Origin of the sequence: Candidatus Accumulibacter sp. ACC012, assembly GCF_907163155.1 — a bacterium.
GTDB classification, from domain to species: Bacteria; Pseudomonadota; Gammaproteobacteria; order Burkholderiales; family Rhodocyclaceae; genus Accumulibacter; species Accumulibacter delftensis.
The window spans coordinates 122,876-148,784 of record NZ_CAJQUC010000016.1; the positions used below are offsets into that span (position 1 = coordinate 122,876).

Genomic DNA, 25,909 nt, shown 5'->3' on the forward strand with positions numbered 1-25,909 from the left:
ATGACCGTTTGGCAGAGAGCGATCAGGCGTAGATAGCTGTGGGGTCGATACGTTGGCTCAAGTGTAGCAGTTGTTGCACGAAATGTTCCAGGCCGCGGGCATCGGCGTCACCGCCGGGCCAGTTGAGCAGTTCGCTGACCACATTTTGATAGGCCATTGCTGACGGCGCCTCCGGAAACAGCGCGGCGACCGGTTGGCAGAGCCGGGAGGCCTGCCGCAGGGACTCGTCGAGCGGTACGTAACCGGCATAATCAAGACGGGCGAGCTGGCGACTGTGCGCCACCGCGGCAATGTTGTCATGGACCGCCTGCGCATCGCTCGCGTTGCGCGCCTTGTTCACCAGAATGCGAAAGTGCTTGCGCGCATAGCCCAGGCTGACTTTCTTGATCAGCGCGTAGGCGTCGGTAATCGACGCCCCGTTCGGCGAGACGACAATGACCGTATCGTGCGCCGCCAGGCCGAGTGGCGAAAAGCCGAGCGGATGATCAAGCGAGGTATCGACGAGAACGATGTCGGCCGGTCGGTCAATCTGACCAAAACTATCGAGCAGGATGCGCTGCTCGGCAGCACTCAGAGTCGCGAGCCGTTGGACCACCTTCGCCGCCGGCAGAACGCGGACCCCTGGCGCCACCGAAAGAATCACCTCGGACAATGGCTTCTCGCAACGCACCACCTGCTGCAGATCGTGGCGCACGAGGACGCCGTAGTAGGCGGCAACACTGTCGTCGCTGTTCTCGTCGACGACCAGCACTTCCTTGCCCTGACGGGCCAGGCAAGCCGCCAGGTTGGCCACCGAAACGCTCTTGCCAACACCGACGCTGCCGGCGGCGAAACTGACGATACGCAGCCGCGGGCGGCCGAAGAGACGCCTCAGCCCAGCCGCCTGATCGCCGCGCAGATTAAGCACGCTGACCTCCTCCGGCAGAAACGACCTTGGTCGTGTGGGCCGCGTTGGCTGCGGCGCTGGCCATCATCAGGCCTGGCTCGAGGCCAGCAAGACGATGCGGCGAGCTGTCCGGCAAATCCTTGAAAGCACGGTGCACCAGATAAGGGCGATTGGGCAGGTGCAGGTCTTCCGGCACGCGCTGCCCGTTCGAGACGTAGTACAGGCGCAGGCGATGACGGATGATGACATCGAGCGACGACGCCAGACTCGCGGCTTCGTCGACCTTGGTCAGAATGCAACCGGCGAGGTTCTGCAGTCCGTTATACGCCTTGATCACGTCGTCGAGCGTATCGCCACGACTGGTCGCCGACAACAGCAGCAGCGACTTGACGTCGTTATCAACGAACATCGCCACCTGCTCACTGACCAGCCGATCGCGCTGACTCATGCCCATGGTGTCGATCAGCACCATATGCGTGTGCTGCAGATCCTGCAGCGTCGCACGCAGGTCGGCGGTGTCCCTGGCCAGATGAACCGAAACGCCGAGAATCCGCCCATAAATGCGCAGCTGTTCGTGCGCGCCGATCCGATAACCGTCGGTAGTTACCAGCGCCAGCTTCCTGGCGCCGTGCCGCAGCACGCAGCGGGCGGCGAGTTTGGCGGTGGTGGTGGTCTTGCCGACACCGGTCGGCCCGACCAGTGCGTAGACCCCACCACGGTCGACGATATCGCTCTCGCTGTCGGTGGTCAGCAGGCCTCGATCGGCCCCTCCCTTGACCCAGGCCAGCGACTGTGCGGCATCGAGATCGCGCGGCAGATCGGCAAGCAAGTCGCGGGCGAACTGTGGCGAAAAGCCGGCGTCGAGCAACTGGCGAAGAATCTCGGTCTTCACCGGCTCGGCGCGCGCCGATTCGCCCCAGGCAAAACCGGCCAGGTGCTGCTCGACAATTTTTCGCAAGGAGCGAATCTCGTCGATTACGGCCGCCGGAACGACTTCTGCTTTCACCGGCAGGGCATTCGGCGGCGCTGCTCGTGGCAGATCGACCTGCGGCCTGGCGCGCACCGACAACGGCGGCGACGGCCGCGGCGGCGGCTGTCCAAGGCGTGCCCGCTGCGGGGCACTGGTAGCTGACGCGGCCGACGCCGGCGCCTGTCGCGAGGCCGCGAGGCGCTCGCCGAGCGGCTCGAGCGAAGGACCTGGGGCAAGCTCCTTGCGACGTGGCCCTGGCTCGCGCTCGGCGGTCGGAACGATCATCTCCATGTCGCGGGCGGCAACCGCCATGATCTCGACACCTCCGGGAATCCCACGATTGGAGAGAATGATCGCGTCGGGCCCCAGCGTCTCCTTGACCTTGCGCAATGCGTCACGCGCGGTCGCGGCGATGAATTTCCTGACGTTCATACCTTGCCTCCAATAATCGAGGTAACTTTGATGGTTCTGTTTTCAGGCACTTCGCCGTGCGCCAGCACTTTCAAATGCGGGATGCTCCGACGCAGAAAGCGGGACAGCAGCGTGCGGAGATTTCCGGGAACCAGCAGCACGGTCGGCAAGCCGACCTCTTCCTGCCGCTGCGCCGCCGCGACCGCCTCACGTAGCAGGGTATCAGCCAGACCTGGTTCGATACTGGCACCATCGCCGCCACCGCCAAGCGCCTGGAGAAGAATCCGCTCAAGCTGCGGATCCAGCGACATCACCTGCATTTCAGCCCCTCCCGGGAACAGCTCCTGAGCAATCGAACGACCCAGGGCAATGCGCAGGTGTGCGGTCAGCACTTCCGCGTCCTGCGAGCGCGGCGCCGCTTCGGCCAGGGTTTCGATGATCGTGCGCATGTCGCGCAACGACACCCCCTCTTCGAGGAGGTTGCGCAAGACTTTCTGGAAAACGCCAAGGGTCAGCAGCTTGGGCACCACGTCCTCGACCAGCTTGGGCATCTCCTTGGCCAGGTGATCGAGCAGAGCCTGCGTCTCCTGGCGCCCGAGAAGCTCGGCGGCGTGCGACAGAATCAGCTGATTGAGGTGCGTCGCAGTCACCGTGCTGGCATCGACGACGGTGTATCCATAGGCCTGCGCCTGCTCCCGCAAAGCCATCTCGATCCACACCGCCGGCAGGCCGTAGGCAGGATCCTTGGTCACCGTTCCCGGTACCTCGCCGGCGACGCGACCGGGGTTGATGGCCAGCAAATTCCCGGGGAAAGCTTCGCCGTCGCCGATTTCGACGCCCTTGAGCAAGATCTTGTAGGCATTCGGTTTCAGTTCCAGGTTGTCGCGAATGTGCACCGGGGAAACCAGGAAGCCCACTTCCTGGGCAAATTTCTTGCGAATACCGCGGATGCGGCGCAGCAACTCACCGTCCTGCGCCTTGTCGACCAGAGGAATCAGGCGGTAGCCGACCTCCAGCCCGAGGATGTCGAGCGCCGTGACGTCGGCCCAACTCGCCTCCTGAGTTTCCCGGGCAGCAACTGGTGCGGCGGCAACCGGTAGCGGTGCGGCGACCCGCTCGCCTTTCTCGATCCGCCAGGCGATGGCCCCCAAAACACCGGCCAGGAGCAGAAAAACGAAGTTCGGCATGCCCGGAATCAGGCCCAGCAGACCAATGATCCCGGCGCTCAGAAAGATCAGCCGGGGATTCTTGAAAAGCTGCGCGATGAACTGCTGCGAGACGTCCTGGTCGTCGCCGACGCGGGTCACCACCATGCCGGCGGCGATCGATATGATCAACGCCGGGATCTGCGCCACCAGGCCATCGCCAATGGTCAACAAGGTGTAGGTCTTGGCCGCCGCCGCGATGTCCATGTCGTGCTGCAGGACGCCGACGAAGAGCCCGCCGACGACGTTGATCAACATGATCAGAATGCCGGCGACCGCATCGCCACGGACGAACTTCGAGGCCCCGTCCATGGAACCGAAGAAATCCGCTTCTTCAGCAATCGTTGCGCGGCGCTTGCGCGCCTCGTCCTCACCGATCAGGCCGGCATTGAGATCGGCGTCGATGGCCATCTGCTTGCCGGGCATGGCATCCAGAGTGAAGCGCGCCGCCACTTCCGCGACCCGACCGGCACCCTTGGTGATGACCACGAAGTTGATGATCACCAGAATCGTAAACACCACCAAGCCGACAGCATAGTTGCCACCAACCAGGAAATGCCCGAAGGCTTCGATGACCTGCCCCGCGGCGCCCGGCCCGGTGTGCCCTTCAAGCAGCACGATGCGCGTCGAGGCAACGTTTAGTGACAGGCGCAGGAGGGTGGTAACCAGCAGCACGGTCGGGAAGACGGAGAAATCCAGCGGCTTCATCACGCTCATCGCAACCAGCATGACGATCACCGAAATGGCAATATTGAAAGTAAAAAAGAGATCCAGCACAAACGGTGGCAGAGGCAATACCATCATCGCCAGGATCGCCAGGATCAGCAGCGGACCGGCGAGCTGCCGCTGCCCGAAACGAGCGAAGAGATCCTGCAGCACGATGGCGCCGGCGTTAGCCATGCGCGGCCTCCGGGACGAGTTCGGCCGGAACAGCGATTTCTCGCGGCGGCAGCGGATAGATGCCGCCCACCGCGCGCCAGCTGCTCAGCTGGTAGACATAGGCCAGCACCTCGGCGACCGCCGCGTAAAGGGCGGCAGGTATCTCCTGGTCGAGTTCGCCGTGACGATAAAGCGCGCGCGCCAGGGGCGCAGCCTCGACAGTCGGAACAGCATTCTCCGCGCCGATCTGGCGAATCTTGAGCGCCACCTCACCCATCCCCTTGGCCAGCAGTTTCGGCGCTCCCATGCCGGTCTTGTAAGCCAGCGCCACCGCGTAATGACTGGGGTTGGTGACGATCACATCGGCCGCCGGCACCGCCGACATCATGCGCTTGCGGGCAGCCTCGCGCTGCAGCTGACGAATGCGGCTCTTGACTTCGGGATTGCCTTCCAGCTCCTTGCCTTCCTTCTTGACTTCCGCACGCGTCATCTTGAGTTTGTCGTGGTATTGCCAGATCTGAAACGGCACGTCGACGGCAACGATCAAGAGCATGGCCGAAACGATGACCAGAAAATTGAAGCTGAGCAAATGGCCCGCGCTGGCCAGAGCAAGCTCGATCGATTGCGCAAACATCGCCAGCAGATCGCCACTCTCGTTCCACAGCACGAGAACGGCGACACCCCCAACCAGCGACGACTTGACCACGGCCTTGACCAGTTCCACCAGGCCGTTCCACGAGATCACGCGCCCCAGACCCTTGAGCAGATTGAGACGGCTCAAGTCAGGCTGCAGTGCTTTCGGCGAAAAGTTCCAGCTACCCAGGAAAAACGGCGACAGTAGCGCGGCAACGATCAGCGCCGCGAACAGCGGTGCGAAAGAAAGCAAGGCGTCGAGCGAAATATCTGCCAGGCGAACCAGCATCAGTGTCGGCTCAGTGGCCAGGTCGTGATCGAGCACCAGACCGCGGCGAAAAAACCCGGACACCCGCTGAACCATCCACGGCCCCATCAGCCAGAACGCCGCCGCGCCAACCATCAGAACGAGGAAGGTGCCAATCTCCCGCGAGCGCGGAACCTGCCCCTCCTCGCGCGCCTGCTCCAAGCGCCTTGACGATGCTGCTTCGGTTTTTTCGAGGTCGCTTTCCTCAGCCATTTCGAGCTCCCAGTGGTCTCGAGGCTATTATAGGAAAAAACTATATTAAATAGGGATGTAAGAGGCTTTATTTAGGCCAATTCTCGAATAGTGGCGCGTCAGCAACACTTGTTGCTGACGCACAAAAAAATGGGGGCCGTAGCCCCCAAAAAGAAAACACCTGCTGATGCACATGTTTACGCGAAGAATTCGAGCGCTCTGGTCGGTGCGCTGCGCGCCTCGCGGTCGTTGTTGGCCGACAAATCGCTGAGTAATTCCTTCATCTCGAGGATCAGCACGATCTGCCCATTCGACAGCGTCGTCACGCCCGCCACTCCGCGCGGACGAAAGTCGTCAAGTGCCTTTATCACCGCATCGTCACGACCGGCAAAATTGTCGACCGCGAGAATGAAGCTGCGCTCGGCGGTCTGCATCAGGACGCCATACTCGGGGCGCCGCAGCTGCGGCCAGCCGAGCAGGCGCGATAGCGCGATCACCGGCAGGATCTCACCGCGCACGACGACCGTCTCCTTGCCACCCACTTCCTGCATTCGCTCGTGGTCGATCGGCAGAATCTCCCGGACCATGGACAGCGGCAGGGCGAAGGGCTGCTCACCCAGAAGCACCAGGAGCACCGGCAGGATGGCCAGCGTCAAGGGCAGCGAAATACTGAACACCGATCCCTTGCCAGGCTCGGAGCGAATCTCGATCGAGCCGTTGAGCTTCTGGATATTGGTCTTGACCACATCCATTCCGACGCCGCGGCCCGATACCGCCGAGGCCTGCGCCATGGTCGAAAAACCGGGCAGGAAGATCAGGTTCAGGCTCTGCCGATCATCGAGCGTATTGGCTTCTTCTTCACTGATGATGTTTTTTTCAATCGCCTTGGCGCGAATCTTCTCCGGGCTCATGCCGCGTCCGTCGTCGGCAATGATCAGCACGATGTGATCCCCCTCCTGACGCGCTTCGAGGCGAACGACGCTCTTCACCGGCTTGCCGGCCGCCTGCCGCTGCGCGGCCGTCTCGACGCCGTGATCGACGGCGTTACGAATCAGGTGGACCAAAGGATCGGCCAGATCCTCGATCATCGTCTTGTCGACTTCGGTCTCTTCTCCCAGCAGTTCCAGCTCGATGTCCTTGCCCAACTGCCGCGCCAGATCGCGGGCAATGCGTGGGTATTTCTGGAACAGGCGGCCAATCGGCTGCATGCGCGTCTTCATCACCGAGTTTTGCAGGTCGGAGACCAGCAGGTCGAGCTGGCTGACCGCCTGATCGAGGGCCTGCAGCGTTTCGGAATCGGTTCTACCGGCGAGAATGTCGGCACGCAGGCTGGTCAGCCGGTTCTTGGTGAGGCCGATCTCTCCCGACAGGTTGAGCACCTGGTCGAGGCGTGCCGTATCGACACGAATGGTGGTTTCGCGAACGGCCGCCTTTTCTTCGCCACGCCGGCCGGCAGGCGCCGCACTGGCGACGGCGCCAGGCTTATCGGTGCTGCGCCGGCCTTCCGGCGGGAAATGTGGCTGCATCCGGGCTGCGTCCACTGCCGTCCTGGTCCGCGGTCGCGGCGCGCTGATGGCCGCCGCGGCAGGCGACGGCGAAACAGCGGCCGACGGTGCCGTCGCGGCCGACGCCATCGCTTGCCGGCCGACCAGAGCCTGGTGCAGTAGCTGCCAGTCGGGGCCGGCGGCAGCACCCTCGGCCGGAGTTGGCGCCGTCGGCGCCTTGCCGGCCATGAGCGCAGGCACGGGGGTGTCGACCGGCGCGGCGACCGGCCCTGCCAGTGCGGCGCGCAAGTGAGCGCTTACTGCGGCGGGCGCCGGGTCAGGTTGCGTCCCCTGCGCGATCTCGCCAAACATGTTGCGAACCCCCTGCGTCGCCGCCATGATGGTGTCCATCAACTCGGGCGTCAGCGTCTCCTCGCCATTTCTGAGTTTGTCGAAAAGGTTTTCGGTCAAGTGGCAAAGCTTCACCAGTTCGCCGGCGTTGAGAAAGCCGGCGCCACCCTTGATGGTGTGAAAGCCACGAAAGATGTCGTTGAGCAAACGACTGTCGTCAGGACGTCTCTCGAGATCGACGAGCTTGTTGTCCACATCCGACAGCAGGTCACCGGCTTCCTGCAGGAAATCCTGCAGCAGGTCTTCCATCCCGGCAAAATCACTCATTTTGCATCTCCTAGAAGCCCAGGCTGCCGAGCAGGTCGTCGACTTGCTGCTGCGTGGCGACGACATCACTGCGCCCTTCGGCGTTGATCACCGGCCCGTTGAGCAGACTCATCACCGATTCGGTGCGCCGCTCGCCAGGCATGGTCTCGATCAGCACGCCCATCAGTTGCGCCTCCAGTTCCTGCGCCACGGCAATGGTCTTCTTGATCACCTGCCCGGTCAGGTCCTGAAAATCCTGCGCCATCATGATCTCGAGCAATTGTGCCTTGGTCGCGCCGGTGTGCTGCGGCAAACCCTGCTTCAGGAAGGCACGCGTGTCGTCGGCCAGTTTCTTGAACTCTTCGACCCCCATCTGGTTGGCATACAGCGCATCCCATTTCGCGGCCAGAGCTGCGGAACTCGCTTCGAGCTGGTCCTGCAGCGGATTGGCGATGTCGGTGGCGTTCAAAACCCGGCAGGCGGCCTTCTCGGTCAAGCTGGCGACATAGTTGAGGCGGTCCCGGGTATCGGGAATGGCGGCAGCGGCCGTGCCGAGAAGCTCGTGATAGCCGAGTTCGCCGAGTGTGTCGTGCAACTGCCGGGCCATTTGACCCACGCGTTGAAACACTTTCTCGTTGCCACTTTCCTGTTCGCCACCTTCGCCGCTCTCCTTAATGTGAAAGTCGCGCATGCGACTCACGAACCTCCCTTCTCCACCTGCGGGAGAAGGGCCGGGGGAAGAGGAGGGACGGTCATGACTTTCATCATCCGGGGTATCTCGACTGACACGATCGTTAGCCGAGCTCGCAACGGCCGGCGCTTGTGCAGCGAGCACGGCATCGAACAAGGCCTGCAAGTCGTCGCTATCATCCTCCTCGGCTTCGACTTCGCGCAATTGCTGCAGTAGCGACGGTGTGGCTGCTGCGGCCGGCGCGGCGGCGGTGCCGGTCGTGGTGACGGCTGCGGCAATGCTGTCAAACAGGGCTTCGAGCTCTGTCGAATCACCCGCGCTATCGAAGTCGGTCATCTCAGCCACCCATCTTGTCAAAAATTTTCTGCAGCTTCTCGGCGAGGGTTGCGGCGGTGAAAGGCTTGACGATGTAGCCACTGGCCCCCGCCTGCGCCGCGGCGATAATGTTCTCCTTCTTGGCTTCAGCGGTGATCATCAGCACCGGCAGATGTTTGAGCGTCGGCGCGCCGCGAATCGCCTTGAGGAGTTGCAGGCCGTCCATGTTCGGCATGTTCCAGTCGGTGACGACGAATTCGACACCGCCGGCATGCAGCTTCTGCAGTGCGATGGCGCCATCCTCGGCCTCGTCGACGTTGGAGAAGCTCAGCTCCTTGAGAAGATTTCTGACGATGCGGCGCATCGTCGAGAAATCGTCCACCACCAGAATTCTCATTTTTGGATCGGCCATTCTCTACTCCTGGTTCTTTCCTGATTCTTCTTTCAACGGTCATGACATGTCGAGGCGCCGCAGATCATGAAAGTCATGACCGTTTCCCTCTTTCCCGGCCTTTCTCCCGCGAGGGGAGAAAGGAGATTCGCGAGCCGCTTGCGCGACTTCCATCTTAACGTTCAAGCAAGGGGCGCAAGGTGTCGGCAAGCACCTCCGCGTCGAACTTGGCAACGTAGGCGTCGACGCCCACCGCCTTGCCCATCGCGTGATTGGCCTCGGACGACAGCGACGAGTGCATCACCACCGGAATACCTGCAAAGCGTGCATCACCCTTGATGTTCTTGGTGAGGACATAACCGTCCATCTCCGGCATTTCGGCATCAACCAGGATCAGGCGTATTTCGTCGCGCACGCTGGCCCCGCTCTGGCTGGCCTGCGCGGCGATGGCCTGCAAACGGCCCCACGCTTCCGCACCGTTGGTGGCGTGTTTGTGCTTGACGCCCAGCCTGTCGAGCACCTCGACAATCTTGCGCCGGGCGACGATCGAATCGTCGGCGAAAAACATCCCCACATCATCGGCAACGTTGGCGCGCTGGATATCGACGATCAGCGCCTCGCCAAAGGCATTGGCCAGGATCTGCTCGACGTCGAGAATAGACACCAACTTACCATCGTCGAGTTCGGTGATCGCCGTGATCAAGCCCTGATTGCTCGACAAGACGCTTTCTGGCGCCTTCACTCTTTCCCAGTCGACACGGATGATGCGGTCGACTTCGTGCACCAGGAAGCCCAGGGTCCGCTTCGAATACTCGGCGACCATCATCGTCTTGCCGTGCTCCCGCGGTTGTTCCTTGTGTTCGAGAAAGGAAATCAGAGACAACACCGGAATGACGTTGCCGCGCAGCGAAATCAGGCCTTCGACGCCGCGCGGCATGTTCGGAGTCTTGGTAATGTGCGGCGTTCGCCCGACTTCGCGCACTTTGAAGACATTGATCCCGAACGTCTCGCGCGTTCCCAGGGAGAACAGGAGAATCTCCATCTTGTTGGAGCCCGCCACGCTCGTCCGCGCGTCTATGCCCTCGAGCAGGCCTTTTCGTTCTGCCAAATCCATCATTGATGATCGCTCCAGAGGTCGCGGGATGGGCTCACAACGACGCGCTCAACTGCGCCGCCGGAAGATCACCCAACAGCCTGCGCGTCAGCGTCTCCGACAAGCGCTGCGGTTCGAATTTGGGCACGTACTCGTCGACGCCAACCGACTTCCCGAGTTGCTGGTTCGACATCCCGGAGAGCGACGAATGCATGATCACCGGCACGCCCACGAAGCGCGGGTCCGACTTGATCTTCTTGGTGAGAATGTAGCCATCCATCTCCGGCATCTCGATGTCGGTCAATACCAGACTGATCAGCTCACTCACTTTCTGACCAGCCGTCTGCGCCGACATGGCCGCTTTCTCCAGCTCGTTCCAGGCTTCTCGACCATTGATCGCAGCGACGTATCTGACACCCATCGCTTCCAGCGTACGTTCGATCTGCTTGCGCGCCACGGCCGAGTCGTCGGCAAAGAAAACCGTCAGCTCGGGATTGTCGAGCGGCTTGATATTGCGATAGACAATCTCGTCATCGTAGCGGGTGGTTTCCGAGAGAATTTTCTCGACGTCCATCAACATCACCAGGCGACCGTCCGGCAACTCGGTGACCGCCGTCACCAGCCCGCCCAGCTCGGCCAGCAGCATCGCCGGCGGCACCCGCATCTGACTCCAGTCAAGACGCAGAATGGTGTCCACCGCCGCGACGAGAAAACCCTGCGTATGGCCGGCATACTCGGTAACGATCATGATCGAGCGCGGCGCTTGCGTATCCACCCGCGCGTAGCGTGCCAGATCGACCACCGGCACCAGTGCCCCGCGCAGACTGACCATGCCCTCGACCGCTGCCGGCATTTCCGGTGCCGCCGTGATCGGCGGCGTACGCATCACCTCGCGAACCTTGAAGACATTGATGCCGAATGTCTCCTGGCGCCCGGTCCGCGCGTCGGTTCCCAGCGAGAACAAGAGAATCTCCAGCTTGTTGGTGCCCGCCAGCTTGGTGCGCGCATCAATGTTCTTCAGTAGATCCGACATGGTTCATTTCCTTCGCATGGCGACAAGCATCTTAAATCAATTGACGCCGTAGCGTCATGCGCGGGCGGCCGCCCGCAGAAGCCGCCAGCCGACTCAAACTTCGGTCTTGTAACCAATCCGAAAACCGCCCCAATGGCGGCCCTTGACGTAGATCGGCGCCGAGATGTCATGCATCACCTCACCGGTGTCACGACGATAGGTTTGCAGCAGGAAGGCTTGCTCGTGCGCCCCGCAGCGCTTGCCCACCGGGTCATCGAACAGGCGCTTGCTGCGGCTGTTCACGAAATCGATCTTCTCATTGCCGGTCAGCGGCTGCGAGAATTTCCGGTTGTGCGTCGGCACATAGGCGTTGCGATCGATACTGATCGCGTACACCGCCGCCTTGCATTGCTCGAGCAGGCTCTCCTGCAGGGGCGACAGGTTCTGATCGGTAAAGTCGTCGAAACGCGTCTTGTACTTCTGTGGCCGCGTATTGGCGATCGGCTGGTAGCGGTCGTCAAACAGATCGTCGACCTTGATCCTGCCCGCATCGACCGCCTTGTCGAAGAGCTGCGCAATGCTCAGCGCCGCCTGCCTGACCAGCGCCGGCATGCGGGCGTGCGTGCTCAGCGCCTGCTCGCCGGCCGGACCAAGCTTGAAGACGTTGCTGATTTCGCGGAGATTCTCGGCCAGGCATTCGACATGATCGACGGCCACCAGGGTCTCCGCAGCGACCGCGTTGTTGGTGTCGGCCATGTCCTGGATGCGCCGTACGTGATCGGCAATGCTCTGCCCGGTGTGGCTCTGCCGGGCCACGGCAGCGGCGATCGACTCGACTTTTTCCATCGTTGCCCGCGCGCCGCTGTTGATGCGCTCCAGCGATTGCGCTGCCTGCTGCGCCAGTTCCGCGCCGTTGCGAGCCTGCCCGCTGCCGGCTTCGATGCTGGCGATCGCGCTCTGCGTTTCACCTTGTATGGCCGAAATCATCTGGCTGATTTCGCCGGTGGCTTGTGAGGTCCGTTCGGCGAGCTTGCGTACCTCGTCGGCGACGACCGCGAAACCGCGCCCCTGGTCGCCAGCGCGAGCCGCCTCGATGGCCGCATTGAGCGCCAGCAGATTGGTCTGGTCGGCGATTTCGCGAATCGTCTGAACAATGCCGCTGATCGCCTTCGAGCGCTCGCCGAGAGCGCAAACCACCCGCGCCGACTCGGTGACCGACGCGGCGATCTGCTCCATTTCCGCCGAAGCGCTATGGACGATTCTCATGCCCTCGGTAGACAGCGCGCTCGAGGTTTCCGAAATGTCGGCCGTTTCGCTCGCGCTCTTACTGACCTGGTTCATGTTCTCGGTCAGTTCGCCCATCGCACCCGCCGTGGCCAGAGCCGCGTCACGCTGCTGGTTGGAGCCCGAGGCGACACGATTGGCGTCACCCATCAGTTGTTTGGACGCATTGACCACTTCCACCGAGTTGAACAACACCTTGCCGACGATCGTCGCAAAGCTGCCGATCAGGCGGTTGAAATCGTCCGCCACGGCGGCTATTTCGTCTTTCCCCTGAACCACGGCGCGGCGGGTCAGGTCGCCATCCGCGTACATGCCGGCGATCACCGCACTCAAGGCGTTCAGACGGCTGACCAGGCTTTTCTCAAGGACCACGCCGAGCAGCAGCGCGACCAGCGCCAGAAAGCCGAGAGCCATCAGCCAGGCCTTGAGGTCGCCCCCGAGAACGCTGTTCGCCAGCCACACGGCCAGCGCCGCCGCAGCCACCTGAAGCAGCATTACGGCGCGGATCTTCCAAGCAACTCCAGCCATTCCTTGCTCCTCCTGGTTATTGGCGATTTTCTAGTTACATGGAGACAGCTACGGCATGAACTAAGCCTTCTTTAGGCTCCTTCGCGAAAAAACAGCCAAAGACATCGCCAATCAGCAGGATTCCTTCAGTGGGCAAGCGCTTCGTGGATAGCCAGCGGCGCCTTGCGGCCATGCACGCACACCTCGCCGAGCGGACGGCCGGGCCAGTCGCCAGGCGCCTGACGTGTGGCTTCACCGATGATCACGCCCGCCCGGGAATAGGCCGACAGCCCCTGCAGGTGCGACGCCGGCGCTGACCAGCATGTCGCACGCTCGCGCCGATCAGCGTGCGCGGTAGAGCAGCGTCGGATGAACGTCCTGCAGAAGCTTCTGCATTCCGCGCCGATTGCTCGCGTTGAGGATGATCGGCGAGCGCGTGTTGGCGGCGATCTTCCCGCCTTCCGCCTGGTTACGATAAACAATCAGCGCCACGCTCGCGTCATCGGCGTTTTCGAGACCGAGCAAGGCGCAGTCGGCGTCGGAGAGCTCGATCTGGTATTCAAGATCCAGGCTCTGCGGCGGCACGATCGGGAAACTCAAATCGGCATCGTCGAGCGATTGCAGCCAGAAGACCGTCGCCTTGCCTTCTTCGTGAAAAATCTTGAACTGTCGACAGTCGGGAAAACCGGCCAGCCCCTGGGCAAAAGTGAACACGGTGTCCGGGTCGACGGGCACATCTTTCAGCCCGAAGCGTTCGAGATCGATTTTCATGAGGTCCCCCTGAGCGGCCGCTGCGGCGAGCAGCCAAGAGCCAGCATTTAACCCCATTCGCCGGGCAGCGGCAATTCGATCAGCGCCAGCCGCCGTCGCCTTAATGTGAAAGTCGCGTATGCGACTCACGAAGCTCCCTTCTCCCCTTGCGGGAGAAGGGTCAGGGGAAGAGGGGGAACGGTCATGACTTTCATCATCCGGGGTGTCTCGTTTGTCATGACCGTTAGCATCGCCCTCCTTGAGTTCTGGCGCTTGATTCTGCATAGTGCGCGTCTTTTCCGTCAGCCACGCTGCCAACAAATCAACGATGCCATCAACAACCACCGAACAACGTATTGCCGAAAAAATTGCCGAAGAAATCGGCTGCCGCCCAGCGCAGGTCCAGGCCACCGCCGCGCTGCTCGACGAAGGCGCAACCGTGCCCTTCATCGCCCGCTACCGCAAGGAAGTGACCGGAGGTCTCGACGACATCCAGTTGCGCCTGCTCGACGAGCGCCTGATCTATTTGCGCGAGCTGGAAGAGCGACGCAACGCCGTCCTCGCGTCGATCGACGAACAGGGCAAGCTGACTGCCGAATTGAGCGCGGAAATCAGGACTGCCGAAACCAAGCAGCGCCTCGAAGACCTCTATCTGCCCTACAAGCCGAAGCGGCGCAGCAAGGCGCAGATCGCCCGCGAAGCAGGCCTCGAAGCGCTCGCCGATGCCTTGTTTGCCGACCCTATGCTGTCCCCCGCAAGCGAAGCCGAGCGCTACCTCAACGCCGAAGCCGGCTTCGCCGACGTCAGGAGCGTCCTCGACGGCGCCCGCCAGATCCTCATGGAGCGTTTCTCCGAAGACGCCGCGCTACTCGGCAATCTACGCAGTCACCTTGAAGAGCACGGTGTATTGCGCGCCAGCGTGGTCGCCGGCAAGGAGAACGATGCCGCCAAATTCCGCGACTATTTCGCCTACTCGGAAGCGATCCTGGCCATCCCCTCGCACCGCGCGCTGGCGCTGTTGCGCGGCCGCAACGAGGGAATGCTGCAACTGGCGCTGGTCCTCGACAGCGAAGAGCAGGACCAGGCCAGCGGCAGCAACCCCTGCGAAGCACGCATTGCCGGACGCTTCGCCATCGTCGACCGTGGCCGCCCGGCCGACAAGTGGCTCGCCGACACCGTGCGCTGGACCTGGCGGATCAAGGTCTCCCTGCACCTCGAACTGGAACTGATGAACGCCCTGCGCGAGCGCGCCGAAGCCGAGGCGATCCGCGTTTTTGGCGCCAATTTGCACGACCTGCTACTCGCTGCGCCAGCCGGCAAGCACGCCACCATGGGCCTCGATCCCGGTCTGCGCACCGGCGTCAAGGTGGCCGTCGTGGACGCCACCGGCAAGCTCCTCGACACGACCACCATCTACCCGCACGAACCGCGCCGCGACTGGGACGGGGCGCTGCACCAACTGGCCTTGCTGGCTGGCAAACACCAGGTCGACCTGATCAGCATCGGCAACGGCACGGCATCGCGCGAAACCGACCGCCTGGCCGGCGAGCTGATCAGCCGCCATCCCGATCTGCGCCTGCGCAAGATCGTCGTCTCCGAAGCCGGCGCCTCGGTCTATTCGGCGTCCGAATACGCCTCGCGTGAATTCCCGGACGTCGACGTCAGCCTGCGCGGCGCGGTATCTATCGCCCGTCGCCTGCAGGATCCGCTGGCCGAACTGGTCAAGATCGACCCCAAGTCGATAGGCGTCGGCCAGTACCAGCACGACGTCAGCCAGACCCGCCTGGCGAAGGCGCTCAACGCCGTCGTCGAAGACTGCGTCAACGCCGTCGGCGTGGACGTCAACACCGCCTCGGTACCGCTACTGACGCGCGTCTCCGGACTGAGCGCGACCCTGGCCGCGAACATCGTTGCCCACCGCGACCGGCACGGCGCCTTCGCCAACCGGCAAGCGCTCAGAGAAGTGCCGCGCCTCGGCGAGAAAACATTCGAGCTCGCCGCCGGCTTCCTGCGCATCAACGACAGCGACAATCCACTCGACAGTTCGGCGGTACACCCGGAAGCCTATCCGCTCGTCGAGCGCATGCTCGCCGACATCAAAAAGGGAATCCGCGAGTGCATCGGCGACAGCCGCCTGCTCAAGGCGCTGGCTCCGGAGAAATACACCGACGAGAAATTCGGCCTGCCGACCGTCCGCGACATTCTCAAGGAACTCGAAAAACCCGGCCGCGACCCGCGCCCGGAGTTCAAGACCGCCGCTTTCAGGGAAGGCGTCGAGACGGTCAAGGACCTGCAGCCGGGGATGATCCTCGAAGGCGTGGTCACCAACGTCGCCAACTTCGGCGCCTTCGTGGACATCGGCGTCCATCAGGATGGCCTGGTGCATATCTCGGCGATCGCCAACCAGTTTGTCAAGGATCCGCGCAGCGTCGTCAAGGCCGGCGACGTGGTCAAGGTCAAGGTGCTCGAGGTCGACCTGCCGCGCCAGCGCATCGCGCTCAGCATGCGCCTTGCCGATGAGCTGCCGAGCACCGCGAAGGGGAGCACAGGCTCACCCGCGGCGCCGGCGCCAGTCTCCGCGAAGGCTCGGCAACGCCAGCCCCAAGCAAGCGGCGCGATGGCCAGCGCGTTTGCCCGACTGAAGCGCTGAACGCGCAACGACAAGCGGCGCCATCCACTCTCGCCAAACATGAACACCATGAAATCTCGGACTCGCACTCCGAAATTTCATGGTAAATTCGAGCGTGATCCCACGCTTGGCTCATCTCGATCACCTCACGCAAGGCCTGTCGCAGTTTCCGGTGCTGGCCCTCCTGGGGCCTCGCCAAGTGGGCAAGACGACGCGTGCACGACAGCTTGCGGCGACCTGGCAAGGGCCCGTCAGGCTCTTCGACTGCGAAGACCCCGACGATCAGGCACGACTCGCCGACCCCGCCTTCGTGCTTCGCCCGCTGACCGGGCTGGTGATTCTGGACGAGATCCAGATGCGGCCAGACCTCTTCCCACTGCTGCGTGTCCTGGCAGACCGCACCGCTACCCCGGCCCGCTTCCTGATCCTCGGGAGTGCCGCGCCGGAACTGCTGCAACGCACAGCAGAGACACTGGCCGGTCGCGTCGCGTTTCAGGAACTCGACGGCTTTGGGCTGGATGAACTTAGGCGATTGCCGGAAAAGAACGTACCAGATTGCGCCGGATTTTCGGTCGGCTTCAAGGCGCGACAACAGGCGCATGGTCGAACTATGTAACTGTTGTCGCAACACAGAAGACGGGCGAAAAGACAAGCAAGATGGTATCTTCTTTGACAGAAGTCGCCTTAGATCAGTGCATAGTCTGCCGGAGCTCACCCCGAACTGGCTCGATACGCGCTGGCTGCGTGGCGGTTTTCCACGTGCCTTACTGGCCAGGGATCTCGCCGCGAGTCGCACCTGGCGAGACGCTTTCATCCGCACCTGTCTGGAACGTGACCTGCCGCAACTCGGAATCAATTTGCCCGCGCTAAGCGTGCGACGATTCTGGACCATGCTCGCGCACTACCACGGTCAATCGTGGAACAGCAGCGAACTTGCTCGTTCTCTGGGGGTGAGCGACAAGACCGTCGGCCGCTATCTCGACATCCTGGAAGGCACCTACATGACGTACCGCCTCCTACCCTGGCACACCAATCTCGGCAAACGGGAAGTAAAGGCGCCCAAGGTCTACCTTTCTGACTCCGGCATCCTGCACCGCCTGCTCGGCATTGGCGATGCAGAAAGCCTGCGTGCCCACCCGAAGTGTGGCGCATCGTGGGCAGGCCTGATGGTGCGCGAAATCATCCGCCGCAGTGGAGCACGAAGGGACGAAGCTTTCTTCTCGGGCGTGCATACCGGAGCCGAGTTGGACTTGCTGATTGTCAAGGACGGCAAACGCGTGGGCTTTGAAATCAAGCTCAGCGCATTCCCGAAAGTCACCGCCGCCATGCGCTCGGCACGCGAGGTCCTCGAACTCGAACAGCTCTATGTGATCTGCCATGGTGAAGGTACTCCCTGGCCCTTGAGCGAGGGAATCACAGCAGTCCCGGCGGGCAGAATCAATGCCGCACTCGGCTAGGAGAGTGCGATTGCTGCCAATCCACGAACCCCGCGACGATCCTGCCTTCCTTGTCGGCTCGTCCAGCCAGCCACCAAGTGCATACAATTCGCCGATCGGATCGTCGGATTGTATGAATTCCATAGCTTCCACGAAGTCCATGAAGGCAACACCATCGACCGCCCCTGTGCCGCCAGCAAACCGCTCATGGCGCTCATTGACCCACGCACACCCACATCGGATCGCACCATGTTCCAGGCCATCATTTTCGACCTCGACGGCACGCTGATCGACTCGCGCGCCGCCATCCTGGACGCTTTCGGCAAGGCCCTGGCGGAAAAAGGCATCGCACCGCGGATCGCGCTCTCCGCTGTGCGCATCGGTCCGCCGCTTGCCGAGACCTTGCGCGAGCTCAGCGGTAGCGACGACGAGGCCCTCCTCGAATCGCTCGCCGAGCACTTCAAGGCGCACTACGACAGCACTGGCTACCGTGCCAGCGAAGTCTTCGCCGACATCCCTGAGCTGCTCACAGCGCTGACGGCAAGCGGCACGCGCTGCTTCCTGGCCACCAACAAGCGCCTTGCACCGACGCGCCTGATTTTGCAGCACCTGCAGTGGGAGCCGTTCTTCGCCGAGGTGTACGCGCTCGATCGCGAGACGCCGCGACTGCCCGACAAGAGCACCATGCTCGCCCGCCTCCTCGCCGAGCAGGCGCTGGACGCCCAGAACTGCATCTATGTCGGCGACACGCCGGAGGACGAAGCCGCGGCCCGCGCCAACGGCCTGCGTTTTGCGGCCGTGAGCTGGGGCTACGGCGAGTTCCCGAACGCAGGCAGGCTTTACTTCAGTACGCCGCAGGAACTCTGCGCTTTCCTGCGCTAACGGTCATGACTCGTGAAGACACCCCAAATCATGAAAGTCATGACCGTTTCCCCCTTCCCCACCCCTTCTCCCGCAAGGTGAGAAGGGAGCTTCGTGAGTCGCGCACGCGACGTTCACGGTGAGGAAGGGAAGCTACGAGGATCCACGCCTTCGCCCGCACCCGGAACGCTGCAGCGAGACACTATAATCGTCGGCACCACCCCACCACGGAGCACGCGACGCGCGCTGACACCATGACCAAACCCCCCGGACAGAGCAAGCCCAAAGGCCGCAAGACGACCTCCCGCGGCACCAGCGAACCGCGCCTCTCGCGCCAGCGCAAACCGGCGGACCTGCCGACCGACGCCTGGCAAAGGGGGCTGCGCCGCCAGTTCGGTCGCGAGCAGGCCTTCGCTTTCGAGAATCTGGGCGACGATCCCGTGTTTTCCGATTTCGCCGTCTTCAACCCCGAAAGCCGGCGCCGCTACCGGGTCGTCATCCGCGGCGCGCAGCCTGGCGACAACCGCTGCTCCTGCCCCGATTTCGCGACCAACGATCTCGGCACCTGCAAGCACATCGAATTCACCCTTGCCCGCCTCACCGCCAATGCAGCAGACAAGCACGCACTCGAACAAGGCTTTCGCGAATCGTTCAGCGAGCTGTTTCTCGACTACACCGGCCAGCGACGCGTCCGCCTGCGTCTCGGCAGCGACTTCCCCGCCGAGCTGCAGGCGCAGGCAAACACCCTCTTCGACACCAGCAGCGGCTGGCAACTGACGCCGCAGCGCTTTGCCGACCTCCCCGACTTCATCGACCAGGTACGCAACACGGGGCACGACCTGCGCTGCCAGGACGACGCCCTAGCCTACGTCGCCGAAGTCCGCGATGGCGAAGCGCGTCGCAAGGCACTCGCCCTGATCTATCCGCTCGGCGCCGACACCCCCGCGCTGCAGCAGCTGCTCAAGGTTGGCATGTATCCCTACCAGCGCGAAGGCGCGCTATTCGCCGCGCGCGCCGGGCGCGCCCTGATTGGCGACGAAATGGGCCTCGGCAAAACCGTACAGGCGATCGCGGCGATGGAAATTTTCGCTCGCCACTTCGCCGCCGAACGCGTACTGGTGGTCTGCCCGACTTCGCTCAAGCATCAGTGGGAACGCGAGATCGCGCGCTTCAGCGAACGTCAGGCGACGGTCATCGGCGGTCTGCGTGCGGTCCGCCAGGAGCGCTACGCGCAAGACGATTTCTGCAAGATCACCAACTACGAAACCCTGGGCCGCGACCTCGACCTGATCCAGGCCTGGGCACCGGACCTGGTGATCGTCGACGAAGCGCAGCGCATCAAAAACTGGAACACCATCGCCGCGCGCGCGCTGAAGCGCGTCGACAGCCCCTACGCCCTGGTACTCACCGGCACGCCGCTGGAAAACCGCCTCGAAGAGCTGATCTCGATCGTCCAGTTCGTCGATCAGCATCGCCTCGGCCCGACCTGGCGCCTGCTCGACGAACACCAGGAGCGCGACGAGCGCGGCCGCGTCATCGGCTACCGCAAGCTGCAGCAGATTGGCGAGACCCTGGCCCCGATCATGTTGCGGCGGCGCAAGGCGGCAGTGCTCGAACAACTGCCCGAGCGCGTGGACAACACCCTGTTCGTACCGATGACCCCGCAGCAGGCCGACCATCACGAGGAAAACCGTGCGCAGGTGGCGCGCATCGTGCACCGCTGGCGCCACACCGGCTTTCTCTCCGAGAAAGATCAGCTGCGCATGCGCTGCGCGCTGCAGAACATGCGCATGTCGTGTAACAGCACTTTCCTGATCGACCACGAAACAGACCATGGCTACAAGGCCGACGAACTGGCCGCGTTGCTCGACGACATCCTCGACGACGCGCAAGCCAAGGTCGTCGTCTTCAGCCAGTGGCTGCGCACACACGAGTTGATCGTCCGCCGCCTCAGCGAGCGCGGTTGGCAACACGTGCTGTTCCACGGCGGCGTCCCCAGCGACAAGCGCGGCGCGCTGATCGACCGCTTCAACAACGACCCCGACTGCCGCGTCTTTCTCAGTACCGACGCCGGCGGCGTCGGCCTCAACCTGCAACACGCCGCGGCGGTGATCGTGAACATGGATCTGCCGTGGAATCCGGCGGTGCTCGAACAACGCATCGGCCGCGTGCATCGCCTCGGCCAGACGCGCGGCGTGCAGGTCATCAACTTCGTCGCCCGCGGCACGATCGAGGAAGGCATGCTCTCGGTACTGGCCTTCAAGCAGTCACTGTTTGCCGGCGTGCTCGACGGCGGCGAAAGCGAAGTCGTCCTGCAAGGGACGCGGCTGTCGAAATTCATGGAAGCGGTCGAAAAAGCCACCAGCGCCGTCGAAGGCCAGGCCGCCAGCGAAGACGCCGGCCTGGACACGCCGCCGCTGGACGCTACCGGCGAGGCGGCAGACGCCGATGCCGACGAGCGCGCGACCGAGGCGATGAGAGCCGCCGCGACACAGCCAGACACCGGAGTGGGTGATGAGCGTCCCGGCACCTCGCCCGACACCACTGCGCAAGCAGCTCCAGCCACCGGCGAAACGGCAGCACCGGACGGCGCCGATCCCTGGGCGCCGCTGCTGGCAGCCGGCGCCCAGTTGCTCGGGGAACTGGCAGCAGCGTCGCAAGGCGAGCGTCAGTCAACCCTGGTGCACACCGACCCGGCGACCGGCCAGCGCTATCTCAGACTGCCGGTACCGGACCCGCAGACCGTGAACAGCCTCGCCGAAGGACTGCTGGCGCTGTTTGGCAAGCCCAAATAGGAGCACCGGCCGCTGTCCGTTCGCTTTGCTCACCCCCTGTCGAAGAACTACAATCGGCGCCATGGTTCACCTTCACGACGCGGGCTACAAATACCTGTTCTCGCACGCCGACCTTGTGCGCGAGCTGCTCGAGGTGTTTGCCCCTCCCGGCCTAAGCGAACTGCTGGACTACGGCACGCTGCGTCCGGAAACCGGCAGCTTCATCACGCCGGCGATGAAAAAGCGCGAAGACGACGTGGTCTGGTCGATCGAACTAAAAGGCCAACGCATCTACCTCTATCTGCTGCTCGAATTTCAGGCCTCGATTGACAAGGGCATGCCGGTGCGGATGATGCAGTACGTCGCAGCGCTCTACGACCATCTGGTGCGCAGCAAGACCGTCGATCCGGCAGACGGCCTGCCGCCAGTCCTGCCGATCGTGATCTACAACGGCGACACGCGCTGGAAGCACAGCCCCGAGATCTTCGACCTGATCCAGCCGCACCCGGCGGTGCTGACTGAATTTCAGCCAAAACTGAAATTCTGGTTGCTCGATGAGGGGCGCTTCAGTGCCGAGTACCTCGAAGGCTTGCAACGAGTAATGGCGGCGATATTCCGGATGGAGCACACTCACGACACGGAAGATGCGAAACGGGCAATCCGCTATCTTGGCCAGGCCGTCGCCCAATCGCCATTCAAGCAGACCATAGATCGCGCGGTGATGCAGTGGATGCAGTACCGTCTCAGTCGCAAGATGCCCGGACTGCCACTGCCGGGACTCGATGACATGCTCAAAGGAACCGAAATGCTGGAAACGAATATTGATCAATGGAAAGCCAAGGCGATAGCGGAAGGCATGCGACTGGGCGAGCAAAAAGGCCTGCAGATTGGCAAACTCGAAGGCGAGGCTCGCGCTCTGCAACGCCTTCTTTCCCAGCGCTTTGGCACGATCCCGATGGCCATTGGCGAGAGAATAGCAGCGGCCGACCTCGCACAGGTCGAAGCCTGGTTCGATGCAGCCCTTACCGCGCCGGATATGGCCTCCGTGTTCGCCCCAACAGCGAACTGATTAGCCTCGGGCACGTGGCGTCCGCATGCGGACTCAGCGGCAGACAAGATGAACAGAAGAGTTGCCACCATGATTCTCGACCTTGACCGCACCTTACCGGACAGCCGGCGCCCCTGTCCGTCGACGCCAATCCTCGCCGCAGGACGCGCGCTGCCCGCGTTCATCGACAACGTCAGCAACCAGTCCGGTTGCGCACGACGCAGGCCGCCACGCGGACCTTGTGGCGCTTCTGAGGCCCTTCCCAAAAACGACGACGGCGCATGAAAGCCGTCATCCTTGCCGGCGGAACGGGCACGCGCCTAGCCGAAGAGACGATCATAAGACCAAAACCGATGCTTGAAATCGGCGGCAAGCCGATCCTCTGGCACATCATGAAGATCTATGCCGGCCATGGCATCAACGACTTCGTCATCTGCCTGGGCTACAAGGGCTACATGATCAAGGAGTACTTCGCCAACTACTTCCTGCATACTTCGGACGTGACCTTCGACATGGCGAGCAACCAGATGCAAGTGCACGAGCGTCACACAGAGCCATGGCGAGTAACGCTGATCGACACCGGAGAGGCAACGCAAACCGGCGGCCGGTTGCGCCGTGTGCGTGCGCATCTCGACAAGGACGAAGCGTTCTGTTTCACCTACGGCGATGGCGTCGGGAACATCGACGTCAGTGCAGCGATTGCCTTCCATCGCCAGCGTCAGGTGAGCGCCACGGTCACCGCGGTCACCCCGCCTGGGCGTTTTGGTGCCCTTGAGCTGGCGGATGAGCGTGTCGTCGCCTTTTGCGAGAAGCCGCGCGGCGACGGCGGCTGGATAAACGGCGGCTTTTTCGTTCTCAACCCCAGCGTATTCGACCTGATCGACGGCGATGCCTGCATTTGGGAAGCGGCTCCGGTCGAACGTTTGGCTCAGACCGGCCAACTTGCCGCGTGGCGACACGACGGCTTCTGGCAGGGCATGGACACCCTGCGCGAGAAGAACCACCTTGAAAATCTCTGGGCCTCCGGCACGGCCCCTTGGAAAAACTGGTGATTGAGCCCGCGTTCTGGAAAGACAGGCGCGTCCTGGTCACCGGACATACCGGCTTCAAGGGTGGCTGGCTGTGCCTGTGGCTGCAGACGATGGGTGCCGAAGTCACTGGCTATGCGCTACCGCCGGCCACTCAGCCGAACCTGTTCGAGATCGCCCGCGTCGGCCAGAAGATGGAGTCGATTCTCGCCGACATCAGGGACCCGGACCAGCTGCGCGCAGCCTTTTCCACGCACCAGCCGGAAGTGGTCTTCCATCTCGCGGCGCAGGCCGAGATACTGCCCGCGTATTCCCACCCCGTTGAGACCTACAGCACCAATGTGATGGGCACCGTCCATGTTCTCGAGGCCGTGCGCCAGAGCCAGGGCGTGCGTGCCGTCGTCGTCGTCACCAGCGACAAATGCTATGAGAACCGAGAGTCGGGACAGGCCTACCGCGAGAGCGATTCACTTGGCGGCGCCGATCCCTATAGCAGCAGCAAGGGCTGTGCCGAACTGGTCGCCGCCGCCTATCGTTCCTCCTTCTTCAACCCCGTCGATCACGCCAGGCACGGCACGGCGATAGCCACCGCCCGCACCGGCAACGCCATCGGTGGTGGTGACTGGTCGGCGAACCGTTTGATTCCCGATGCCATTCGCGCTTTTGTCGACAAGCAGCCGCTACAGGTACGCCATCCCGCGGCGATTCGCCCGTGGCAGCACGTTCTCGAACCCCTGGCCGGCTACCTGATGCTCGCCGAGCAACTGGTCCAACAGGGCGCAAGCTTCGCCGACGCATGGAACTTCGGCCCGGCCAACGAAAACGCGCCCAGTGTCGAACAGCTACTCGATGCGCTGGTTAGCCTCTGGGGCGACGGTACTACCTGGAAGCGCGACCACAACCCGCATCCGCATGAAGCGCAGCAGCTTCGACTCGATGCTTCGAAAGCAATCTCGATGCTGCGCTGGCAGCCGCGCTGGTCGCTCGGTTCCGCCCTGCGGATGACCGTAGCCTGGCACCGCGCGCATTTGCGCGGCGAAGATATGGCCGCCGTTTCCAGACAACAGATCGACAGCTACTGCCGAGCCACTTCCAGCGCAGGTATGGCATGAACGCCGACCCGCTGAGAGAACAGATCCTCGATCTCGTCGAGCGTCACGCCCGCGAGACGCAGCGCAGCACCACATTCCGGGCGGGTGCCAGCGCCGTACCGGCGGCCGGCAAGGTGATTGGCGCCGGCGAGCTTCGAAACATGGTCGACGCCGTGCTCGACGGCTGGCTGACCAGCGGCCGCTTCAACACCGGGTTCGAGCAGCGGCTGGGGCAGTTCCTTGCTGTCGAGCACGTGCTGACGACCAACTCGGGCTCCTCGGCGAACCTGCTGGCATTCAGTGCGCTCTGCTCGCCGAGCCTTGGCGAGCGCGCCATCAAGATCGGTGACGAAGTAATCACGGTTGCCGCCGGCTTTCCGACGACCATCAATCCAATCCTCCAGAATGGCTGTGTGCCGGTTTTCGTCGACGTCACCCTGCCGACCTACAACATCGACGTGGCCCAGATTGAGAAAGCGATCTCCAGCCGCACGCGAGCGATCATGCTCGCGCACACGCTGGGCAACCCCTTTGACCTCGCTGAAGTCTGTCGCATCGCCAGGAAGCACGGGCTGTGGTTGATCGAAGACTGCTGCGACGCGCTCGGCTCGACCTACGACGGTCGCCCGGTCGGCAGTTTCGGCGACATCGGCACGCTCAGCTTCTACCCCGCGCACCACATCACCATGGGCGAAGGCGGTGCAGTCTTCACGCAGAATGCGCAGCTGAAGCGCATTCTGGAATCGCTGCGCGACTGGGGCCGCGACTGCTATTGCGCAACCGGCTGCGACAACACCTGCGGCAAACGCTTCGCGCAGCAGCACGGCGACCTGCCCTTCGGCTATGACCACAAGTACACCTACTCGCAGCTCGGTTACAACCTGAAAATCACCGACGTGCAGGCAGCCTGCGCGCTGGCGCAATTCGACCGTCTACCCGGATTCATCGCCGCACGGAAAAGGAACTTCGCCTGGCTGACGCAGCGCCTGGCGCCTCTTGCCGATTTTTTGCTCCTGCCGGAAGCAACGCCGGGCAGCGCTCCCTCGTGGTTCGGTTTTCCACTGACGCTCAAGCCGGAAGCCGCCTGCGACCGCGTCGACCTGCTCAGGTACCTGGACGAACAGCGCATCGGGACGCGCCTGCTCTTTGCTGGTAACGTGACGCGCCAGCCGTACATGAGCGGGCGAAATTTCCGCGTTGCCGGGTCGCTGACGAACACCGACCGGGTGATGAACGACACTTTCTGGATTGGCGTATGGCCGGGACTCAGCACCGGGATGCTTGATTACGCTGCTGACAAGATCGGCAAGTTTCTCGGAGTCGGTTCCTGAACCCGCCCAGCCTACCCCTGCCGGCCGCCGACCTCGAGCACATC

Annotated in this window: 20 protein-coding genes; 9 read left to right on the forward strand and 11 right to left on the reverse strand. The window is 62.9% G+C overall.

Going from position 1 to position 25,909, the window contains the following annotated elements:
• Window positions 1–22: 22 nt before the first annotated feature.
• The 11 genes from QZ648_RS16390 to fliW form a co-directional block, all read right to left on the reverse strand.
• On the reverse strand, window positions 23–907 hold the full coding sequence (locus QZ648_RS16390; protein WP_291997686.1) for an AAA family ATPase: 885 nt from the start codon (window positions 905–907) through the stop codon (window positions 23–25).
• Window positions 900–2,288 carry a flagellar biosynthesis protein FlhF gene (gene flhF, locus QZ648_RS16395; protein WP_291997687.1) on the reverse strand — a complete coding sequence of 463 codons (1,389 nt, stop codon included), beginning with the start codon at window positions 2,286–2,288 and terminating at the stop codon, window positions 900–902. The genes QZ648_RS16390 and flhF overlap by 8 nt, the downstream gene beginning before the upstream one ends.
• A complete protein-coding gene (gene flhA / locus QZ648_RS16400; protein ID WP_169066967.1) occupies window positions 2,285–4,372 on the reverse strand; it encodes a flagellar biosynthesis protein FlhA in 2,088 nt (695 codons plus the stop codon). Before flhA ends, flhF begins: the two co-directional genes overlap by 4 nt.
• Window positions 4,365–5,504 (reverse strand): flagellar biosynthesis protein FlhB, encoded by a 1,140-nt coding sequence (gene flhB / locus QZ648_RS16405; RefSeq protein ID WP_291997688.1) that lies wholly within the window; start codon window positions 5,502–5,504, stop codon window positions 4,365–4,367. Before flhB ends, flhA begins: the two co-directional genes overlap by 8 nt.
• A gap of 176 nt (window positions 5,505–5,680) precedes the next feature.
• Complete coding sequence (locus QZ648_RS16410) at window positions 5,681–7,645, reverse strand: chemotaxis protein CheA (RefSeq protein ID WP_291997689.1); 1,965 nt, start codon at window positions 7,643–7,645, stop codon at window positions 5,681–5,683.
• Window positions 7,646–7,655: 10 nt separating this feature from the next.
• Window positions 7,656–8,651, reverse strand: a complete 996-nt coding sequence (cheZ, locus tag QZ648_RS16415; protein ID WP_291997690.1) for a protein phosphatase CheZ — start codon at window positions 8,649–8,651, stop codon at window positions 7,656–7,658.
• Between the two features lies 1 nt (window position 8,652).
• Window positions 8,653–9,042 carry a chemotaxis response regulator CheY gene (gene cheY / locus QZ648_RS16420; RefSeq protein ID WP_291997691.1) on the reverse strand — a complete coding sequence of 130 codons (390 nt, stop codon included), beginning with the start codon at window positions 9,040–9,042 and terminating at the stop codon, window positions 8,653–8,655.
• 154 nt (window positions 9,043–9,196) lie between these two features.
• Entirely contained in the window at window positions 9,197–10,135 is a 939-nt protein-coding gene (locus QZ648_RS16425) for a chemotaxis protein (RefSeq protein WP_169067001.1), read from the reverse strand.
• A 34-nt stretch (window positions 10,136–10,169) separates the two neighbouring features.
• Complete coding sequence (locus QZ648_RS16430; protein WP_169066969.1) at window positions 10,170–11,147, reverse strand: chemotaxis protein; 978 nt, start codon at window positions 11,145–11,147, stop codon at window positions 10,170–10,172.
• 93 nt (window positions 11,148–11,240) lie between these two features.
• The gene (locus QZ648_RS16435; protein WP_291997692.1) at window positions 11,241–12,938 is read right to left on the reverse strand and encodes a methyl-accepting chemotaxis protein; all 1,698 of its coding nucleotides are present in this window, start codon (window positions 12,936–12,938) and stop codon (window positions 11,241–11,243) included.
• A 321-nt stretch (window positions 12,939–13,259) separates the two neighbouring features.
• A complete protein-coding gene (fliW, locus tag QZ648_RS16440; RefSeq protein ID WP_169066971.1) occupies window positions 13,260–13,688 on the reverse strand; it encodes a flagellar assembly protein FliW in 429 nt (142 codons plus the stop codon).
• A 307-nt stretch (window positions 13,689–13,995) separates the two neighbouring features.
• On the opposite strand from fliW, the gene QZ648_RS16445 reads away from it, so the two are divergent.
• The 9 genes from QZ648_RS16445 to rfbH all read left to right on the forward strand — a co-directional run bounded on the left by QZ648_RS16445 (window position 13,996) and on the right by rfbH (window position 25,865).
• The gene (locus QZ648_RS16445; RefSeq protein WP_291997693.1) at window positions 13,996–16,317 is read left to right on the forward strand and encodes a Tex family protein; all 2,322 of its coding nucleotides are present in this window, start codon (window positions 13,996–13,998) and stop codon (window positions 16,315–16,317) included.
• Between the two features lie 79 nt (window positions 16,318–16,396).
• Window positions 16,397–16,912 (forward strand): AAA family ATPase, encoded by a 516-nt coding sequence (locus QZ648_RS16450; RefSeq protein WP_291997694.1) that lies wholly within the window; start codon window positions 16,397–16,399, stop codon window positions 16,910–16,912.
• Between the two features lie 76 nt (window positions 16,913–16,988).
• A complete protein-coding gene (locus tag QZ648_RS16455; protein WP_291997695.1) occupies window positions 16,989–17,753 on the forward strand; it encodes a DUF4143 domain-containing protein in 765 nt (254 codons plus the stop codon).
• Window positions 17,754–17,861: 108 nt separating this feature from the next.
• Window positions 17,862–18,614: an HAD hydrolase-like protein gene (locus QZ648_RS16460; protein ID WP_291997696.1), complete on the forward strand. Its 753-nt coding sequence runs from the start codon at window positions 17,862–17,864 to the stop codon at window positions 18,612–18,614.
• Between the two features lie 233 nt (window positions 18,615–18,847).
• The gene (locus tag QZ648_RS16465; protein WP_291997697.1) at window positions 18,848–21,388 is read left to right on the forward strand and encodes an SNF2-related protein; all 2,541 of its coding nucleotides are present in this window, start codon (window positions 18,848–18,850) and stop codon (window positions 21,386–21,388) included.
• Between the two features lie 61 nt (window positions 21,389–21,449).
• Entirely contained in the window at window positions 21,450–22,436 is a 987-nt protein-coding gene (locus QZ648_RS16470) for an Rpn family recombination-promoting nuclease/putative transposase (RefSeq protein ID WP_291997698.1), read from the forward strand.
• Window positions 22,437–22,696: 260 nt separating this feature from the next.
• Complete coding sequence (gene rfbF / locus QZ648_RS16475) at window positions 22,697–23,467, forward strand: glucose-1-phosphate cytidylyltransferase (protein WP_291997699.1); 771 nt, start codon at window positions 22,697–22,699, stop codon at window positions 23,465–23,467.
• Entirely contained in the window at window positions 23,464–24,555 is a 1,092-nt protein-coding gene (gene rfbG, locus QZ648_RS16480) for a CDP-glucose 4,6-dehydratase (RefSeq protein ID WP_291997700.1), read from the forward strand. Before rfbF ends, rfbG begins: the two co-directional genes overlap by 4 nt.
• Window positions 24,552–25,865 carry a lipopolysaccharide biosynthesis protein RfbH gene (gene rfbH / locus QZ648_RS16485; RefSeq protein ID WP_291997701.1) on the forward strand — a complete coding sequence of 438 codons (1,314 nt, stop codon included), beginning with the start codon at window positions 24,552–24,554 and terminating at the stop codon, window positions 25,863–25,865. The genes rfbG and rfbH overlap by 4 nt, the downstream gene beginning before the upstream one ends.
• Window positions 25,866–25,909 lie beyond the last annotated feature (44 nt).